5 protein-coding genes and 1 tRNA gene are annotated in these 7047 nt (G+C 68.5%); 1 reads left to right on the forward strand and 5 read right to left on the reverse strand.

Annotated elements, in window-relative coordinates; genetic code table 11:
- Positions 1–868 precede the first annotated feature (868 nt).
- The 5 genes from ABZ857_RS42665 to ABZ857_RS42685 all read right to left on the reverse strand — a co-directional run bounded on the left by ABZ857_RS42665 (position 869) and on the right by ABZ857_RS42685 (position 5971).
- Positions 869–1351 carry a MarR family transcriptional regulator gene (locus tag ABZ857_RS42665; protein WP_357056209.1) on the reverse strand — a complete coding sequence of 161 codons (483 nt, stop codon included), beginning with the start codon at positions 1349–1351 and terminating at the stop codon, positions 869–871.
- A gap of 35 nt (positions 1352–1386) precedes the next feature.
- Positions 1387–2208, reverse strand: a complete 822-nt coding sequence (locus ABZ857_RS42670) for a YceI family protein (RefSeq protein ID WP_357056212.1) — start codon at positions 2206–2208, stop codon at positions 1387–1389.
- Positions 2205–4781: an MFS transporter gene (locus ABZ857_RS42675; RefSeq protein WP_357056215.1), complete on the reverse strand. Its 2577-nt coding sequence runs from the start codon at positions 4779–4781 to the stop codon at positions 2205–2207. Before ABZ857_RS42675 ends, ABZ857_RS42670 begins: the two co-directional genes overlap by 4 nt.
- Positions 4782–4945: 164 nt before the next feature.
- Positions 4946–5437 (reverse strand): YajQ family cyclic di-GMP-binding protein, encoded by a 492-nt coding sequence (locus tag ABZ857_RS42680; protein ID WP_357056218.1) that lies wholly within the window; start codon positions 5435–5437, stop codon positions 4946–4948.
- 54 nt (positions 5438–5491) lie between these two features.
- Complete coding sequence (locus ABZ857_RS42685; protein ID WP_357056221.1) at positions 5492–5971, reverse strand: GNAT family N-acetyltransferase; 480 nt, start codon at positions 5969–5971, stop codon at positions 5492–5494.
- 158 nt (positions 5972–6129) lie between these two features.
- On the opposite strand from ABZ857_RS42685, the gene ABZ857_RS42690 reads away from it, so the two are divergent.
- Positions 6130–6214: transfer RNA gene (locus ABZ857_RS42690), tRNA-Tyr, on the forward strand.
- Positions 6215–7047 lie beyond the last annotated feature (833 nt).

A 7047-nucleotide genomic window follows, 5' to 3' on the forward strand; every position in this document is an offset into this window, starting at 1 on the left:
TCTAATAGGTCGGCTCGTGCTCTGCCGCGCGAGGAGAGCCGTGCCTGGTGGCAGGGACGGCCTGTGCCAGGAGCGGTGATGACGCCTCGGTTGCAGAGAACGGCCAGCAGGGCGATGCTCCTTAGTGACTTCTGTGATGGGACACGTTATCCCAAATTTAGGCATCGACTGCAACCCTTCCGTCCCGTCTGTTGCTCCCTGTCGTTTTCGCTGCGGCTGCTTGCGTGCCTCGCCCCGTAGTCGGGAGAAGCCTCGTGCTCGGGAGAAGCCGAGGCGTCCTGATGTGAGGCGCGGGCGGCTTCGTCCCGTGGGTGATCGCGCCGCCGGTGCGGGGTCCGGGCGCCCATCTTGCGGGTGACGGCCCTCGCGGCATGCCGGAGTCGGAGACGTGGAAACAGCACCCCCAACAGCACGGGAGTGCTGTTCGTGCGATCCGCTCACAAGTGAGGCGATGGGTGTGGCGGGGATATATCACGCTCACATGACAATCGGTCGTAATGGGCGGACTGAGCTGTATTCCTGTCCTTAACTCTCCAGTTATGGGCGATTGACGAGAAGGCGGCAATTGATCGATCGCTACGGCCACGGTCGCTTCCTGCCGTGCCGGTGCGGCATCGGCCGGCACGGCAAGCACTCCGCCGTCCGCACGCTACAGCGTGCAGACGCCGGACGTAGTTCCTATGCCGATCGCGCACCCGGCTACTGGGGGGCGTATATCTCGCGCGAATCGGCAAGGCGTGATGGCTGAGGCGACGACGCGAGATTTTCCGGCCAGTCGGAAGCGGTGTGAGACAGCCACGCGTATTGCCTCATGTGAAGAAGCTCCCGGCGAATACACACCCATGCCGTAACAGTCTGGGCTCCAGGCTCAGGGGTGCATGCCCTCGGTCAGCATGTTGAACCGTTCGAGCATCCGCGCGAGCAGCCGTACGTCCTCCTCCGGCCAGGCGGCCAGCAACGTGCGCAGCTGGCCCTCGCGCGCGGCCCGCGCGTCGTCGAGCCGCCTGCGGCCCTCGGGGGTGAGGGCCAGCAGGTGGGCCCGGCCGTCCTCGGGGTCGGGGCTTCGGCTGATCAGCCCCAGCTCCTCCAGCACCTTGAGCTGGCGGCTGATCGTCGCCCGGCCGACCCGCAGGTAGGCGGCCAGGTCGCTGGACCGCATCGGCGAGCTCTGGTCGATGCGGACCAGCAGGCCGTACGCGCCGGGGTCCAGCTCGGGATGCACCTTGCGCCCCATCCCGGCGGAGAACGCCTTGGCGCGCCGCAGCAGGATGGCGAGCTGCCGCTCGACCGCGCAGTACGCCTCGCGTTCGCCGGCCGTGGGCGGTCGGGGAGCGATCTCCGCCTCCGTCATGGCCTGCCTCCTCCTGACTGCGTGTGGCAGGGGGTCTACCCGCGCACCGCCTGGATGTCCAGCTCTACTTTCAGTGTCGCGCCGATCAGCGAGATCCCGGCCTGGACGACCTGGTTGTAGGTCATGGCGAAGTCCTCGCGGCGCAACTCCGTGACCGCGCGGAACGCCGCCCGCAGCCCGCCCCACAGGTCCGGTCCCGTGCCGAGGTACGTCATGTCGAGGTCGACCGGGCGGCTGACGCCGCTCAGCGTCAGCACGCCGTGCACCGTCCACCGGTCCGGGCCCGCCGGCGACAGCCCGGTGCTCCGGTACGTGATCACCGGGTGCACCGGGACGTCGAGGAAGTCCGCCGAACGCAGGTGATCATCGCGCATCTTGCTGCCCGTGTCGATGGACTCGGCGACGATCTCGGCGACCACGGACGACTCCTCCGGGGTGGCGCCCATGTCGATCCGGCCGGAGAACTCGGTGAACCGCCCCTGCACGCTGCTGAGGCCGAGATGCCGGGCCGTGGCCGCGATCTTCGAGTGTTCCGGGTCGATCGTCCACACGCCGGGCGGCGGAAGCTCCGTGCCGCCCTGCCGGGCCAGCACCAGCGTGCCGGCCTCGGCGGCGCCCGAGGCGGTCGCGATCGCGGTGGACGCGGCCGGCGCGTACCCGATCGCGGTCGCGACCACCGTGTAGACCCCCGGCGGCAGCGGGGCGGTGACGACCTGCCCGTCGGCGTCCGCCTCCGCCCGCGCCACCTGGCGGCCGGTCGCGTCCGTCACGGTGACGATCGCGTGCTGGACGGCCCAGCCGTCCTTGCTCCGCACCAGGGCGTGCAGCCCCCTGGGGACCGTCTCGGAGACGCTCATCGCTCGTGCCCCAGCCACACGTCGTACGGCTCGTCGCCCTGGCCGCCCAGGTTCAGCGTGCTCGCCACGGGCGGGTAGCCGCTGGCGACGATGGTGTACTGCCCGCCGGTCAGGTCGGTGAAGGCGTACTCGCCGTCCTCGCCGGTGGTCGCCACGCCCACCACGTTGCCGGCGGCGTCGAGCAGCGTGACCCTGGCGTCGGCCAGCGGCACGCCGTCCTTGACGCGGACCGTGCCCCGCACCCGCGCGCCGGGCAGCAGCACGACGTCGTGCCGGGTCTGCCCGGTGCCCAGCACCTCGATCGGGACGGCGGCCGGACGGTACGCCGCGCCGCTGACCGTGAGCGTGTAGGTGCCGGCCACGATGCCGGAGAAGGAGAAGCCGCCCTCGGCGTCGGTCGAGCTCGTGGCCACGACCTCGCCGCGCACGTCGGTCACCACGACCACCGCCTCGGCGACCGGTGACCCGTCCGTCCCGCGTACGGTGCCGACGAGCCGGCCCGAGGCCGCGAGCACCATGTCGAAGTCCACCGGCTGGTCGCCCACGACCAGCGTCGCCACCTGCGGCTCACGGTCGCCCGCCGACGCGATCAGCACGTACGTCCCGCCGCCCGGCGTCCCGAGCGCGTAGCCCCCGTCGTCCCGGGTGACCGTACGGCCGAGCTGGTGGCCCCGCACGTCGATCAGCGTGAGCGTGGCGCGGCCCACGGGCAGGCCGTCCTGGCCCTTGACGAACCCGCGGATCTCCACGCCGTCCATCCCGCCCGGGCCGTGCGTCTCCATGGCGACCGCGGCGTACGGCTGGGCCTGCGTGGCGGTGAGGACCTGTGCGTTCAGGGGCTGCGCGCTCAGGGGCTGCGTGGAGGCGTGGCCGTTCGGCGAGGAGATCCCGGCGTCGGCCGTGATCTGCCGCTGCCTGTCGCGCTGCTGCCTGTCTCGCTGGGCGTGGCGTCCGGTCGCGGCGCCGTTCCGCTGGTGGGCGACCTCGGGGTCGAGGGTCTCGTCGATCTCCGCCTCGTCGGCGCGGACGGTGATCGCGGTGGTCCGCAGCGGGACCTCCTTGATGAACAGCACGGCGATCAGCGCGAGGAGGGTGAGCGGCGCCGCGTAGAGGAACAGGTCGCCGATGCCGTGGCCGTACGCGCTCTCCACCGCGGTGCGGATAGGGGCGGGCAGCGAGGAGAGCTTCGGGATCGCGCCGCTCTCCTGGCCGGTGCCGCCGTGGACGCCCAGCGCGGCCAGGGCGTCCGCCAGGTAGCGCTTGACGCGGTCGCCCATCAGAGCGCCGAGGGCCGAGACGCCGATCGCGCCGCCGAGGGAGCGGAAGAACGAGACCACCGAGCTGCCCGCGCCCAGGTCCTCCGCACGGACCTGGTTCTGCACGGCGAGAACGAGGTTCTGCTGACTCATGCCGATGCCGACGCCGACACAGAACATGAATATCGCGACGAGCCAGTAGTCGGTGTCGTACCGCAGCGTGCCCATCAGGGCGAACCCGGCGGTGAGGAAGAACGTGCCGGAGACCAGGAAGACCTTCCAGTGGCCGGTGCGGGTGATGATCTGCCCGGAGACCGTGGAGGAGATGGCCAGGCCGAGGATCATCGGCAGCGTCATCAGGCCGGCCACCGTGGGCGTCTCGCCCCGGGCGAGCTGGAAGTACTGGCTGAGGAAGGTCGTGCCGCCGAACATCGCGACGCCGACCAGCACGCTGGCGACCACGCTGAGGCTGACCGTCCGGATCCGGAACAGGCGCAGCGGGACGATGGGCTCGCTCACCTTCGACTCGACCACGAGGAAGAGCGCCGCGAGCACGACCGCGCCGCCGACCATCGCGCCGGTCTGCCACGACCACCAGTCGTACTTGTTGCCGGCGAAGGAGACCCAGATCAGCAGCAGCGAGACCGCGGCGGTGATCAGCGTCGCGCCGCCCCAGTCGATGCGAACGTCGCGCTTCACGACCGGCAGGTGCAGGGTCTTCTGCAGCACGATCAGCGAGAGGATCGCGAACGGCACGCCGACGTAGAAGCACCAGCGCCAGCCGAGCCACGAGGTGTCGACGATGAGGCCGCCGACGAGAGGGCCGCCGATCGTGGCGACGGCGAACACCGCGCCCAGGTAGCCGGAGTAGCGGCCGCGCTCCCGCGGCGAGATCATCGCCGCCATGATCACCTGGGCGAGGGCGGTGAGGCCGCCGGCACCCAGGCCCTGGATCACCCGTGCCGTGATCAGCATGCCGGAGTTCTGCGACAGACCGGCGATCGCCGAGCCGATGACGTAGACGGCCAGTCCGAGCTGGATGAGGATCTTCTTGCTCATCAGGTCGGCGAGCTTGCCCCAGATCGGGGTGGACACCGTCGTGGCGAGCAGGGTCGACGTGATCACCCAGGTGTAGGTGGTCTCGTCCGCGTGCAGTTCCGCGGTGATCGTGGGGAGCGCGTTCGACACGACGGTCGACGACAGGATCGCGACGAACATCCCCAGCATCAGCCCCGACAGCGCCTCCAGGATCTCCCGGTGCGTCATCGCGGGGGACGCCGTGCCTGGCGGCGTCTCCCTCGTCATCGCATTCGCCATCGAAGTCCTTCCCCGTGTGATCAAACTTAGTTTCCCTAAGCAATCATATGCTGATCGTTGCTTCGGGCAACCAAATGGTCATGGTCCCGGGATTCGCCGGAGATGACGAAGGCCCTGAACCCGCAGGTCAGGGCCTTCTGGTGCTTGTCAGGATGTGACGCGTATCACCGGTAGTTGACGAACTGGAGGGCGATGTCGAGGTCCTTCCCCTTGAGCAGGGAGATCACCTCCTGGAGGTCGTCCTTCTTCTTGGAGCTAACCCGGAGTTCCTCGCCCTGGATCTGCGCCTTCACGCCCTTCGGGCCCTCGTCCCGGATGAGCTTGGAGATCTTCTTGGCGTTCTCCTGGTCGATGCCCTCCTTGAGGGACACCATCAGGCGGTACTCCTTGCCGGACAGCTTCGGCTCGCCCGCGTCCAGGATCTTGAGGGACAGGTTGCGCTTGACGATCTTCTCCTTGAAGACGTCGAGAACCGCGTTGGCCCGTTCCTCGCTGTTCGCCTTGATCTCGATGTCCTTCTGCCCCGACCAGGAGATGCTCGCGCCGGTGCCCTTGAAGTCGAAGCGGTGCCCGACCTCCTTGACCGTCTGGTTCAGGGCGTTGTCGACCTCCTGCCGGTCGATCTTGCTCACCACGTCGAAACTGCTGTCGGCCATCGGTGTCCGTGTCCTCTCTCCGTTGCCCTTCGAGATTAGTGGGCGCGGATGTGATCAGAGGTCTTTCCTCATCACGACGCGAGGCGCCACCTCGATGCCGAGGGCCCGTTCGTGCTCGACCAGTCTGGTGAGTTCAGGCCCCCACTCGTCGGGCTGTACGACGCGGAAGCCCCGCCGGGCGTACCAGGGCGCGTTCCACGGCACGTCCCGGAACGTCGTCAGCGTCACCGCGGCGGTATCGGCCCGCCTGGCCGCTGCGAAGACGGCATCGAGGAGTTTGGTCCCGATCCCCCGGTTGCCGTGGCCCGGATGCACGGCGATCTGCTCCAGGTGGGTCAGGCCGTCGACCACCCCGAGCAGGGCGAACCCCACCGGCGGCCGGCCGGCCACGATGACGCGGCCGGGATCGCCGCACTCCTCGATGACCGTGGTGCCCGGCGGGAAGACGATGCCGAGCGGCACGAACATCTCATCCGCCGCTCTCTCGATTTCCGCCAGGGACGCGAGGTCGGCCGGCTCGGCCTGTCTGATCACCGTCCCACTATGGCCGGTGAACCGCCCAGCCCGCTTCCGACTTTCCGGGGCCCTCCGCCGGCCGGTGATCACGTGAGGCGGCCGAGCCGGAACCCATGTCACGTCCACCCGGGAAGTCCGCTATTCTTCTACCTGTCGCCGCAGCGAGCGGAAGACAAGGCAGGTTGCCCGAGTGGCCAAAGGGAGCGGTCTGTAAAACCGTCGGCTCAGCCTACCCAGGTTCGAACCCTGGACCTGCCACCAGCAGGAAAAGTGGCCCCTGATCAGCAGAGATGCCGGTCGGGGGCTTCTTCGTTTCTTGATCCGTGAGTACCCCTGATTCCCCGTGTCTGATCCTGACTTAGGGCACGCTCGGGGCACGCGATCAAGCTCGGAAACTCGGCGCAGACGCGCACGTCTCGCCTTCCTGATCATCCCGTCTGCCTCGACCCACCGCGGAGCGGCAGCGGGCCGGGGACGGAGGGGCAAGCCCGTCTTCGCGTGTACGTCAGCCGGTCGCCGTTCCTCGGCAATCGGACGTCAGGGGTCACAGACGGGCTTGAGCCGTAGGAGCCGGTCTGCTGGGCTTGCCTGGGTCGTGGCGGGCGGGATGATCAGGCTTCCACCTCAGCCAGCTACGGACTCGGCTGACGCGCGGGCGACCACTCCGGAGCCGAGGCCCCCGCCGCAGGCTAGACGCTTTTCCTGTGCTCGGGCAGGCTGTGATTCATACGCGTAAGGGGGAGCCGATGGTTGGCACTATGGCGCCACTAGCCGGGGTCATCATCTCGATGTTCATCATGTTCTTCATCATCTACGGGGCGGTGCGCTTAGCACTCAGGCATGAGCGGCTCAGCGCGCAGCGTAGCCAGATGAATCAGCATCCTGGATATGGCCCGGTGCAGCAGCCTTATGGGCCTCCCCCTGGATATGGCCAGCAGCCGTACGGCCGATAGTCCGCCTAGCAAGCGGAGCGGTTTACGGGTGAGGCACCGAAGAGGACCGAGCAATGCTTAGAACCTGTGGATCTTCAGGGAAGGGGTGTACCTTCCCGATGATCATGTAGGTCTCATGCATGACCGACGCGCCAACGTCGG

Origin of the sequence: Microbispora sp. NPDC046933, assembly GCF_040644635.1 — a bacterium.
Classification (GTDB): Bacteria; Actinomycetota; Actinomycetes; order Streptosporangiales; family Streptosporangiaceae; genus Microbispora.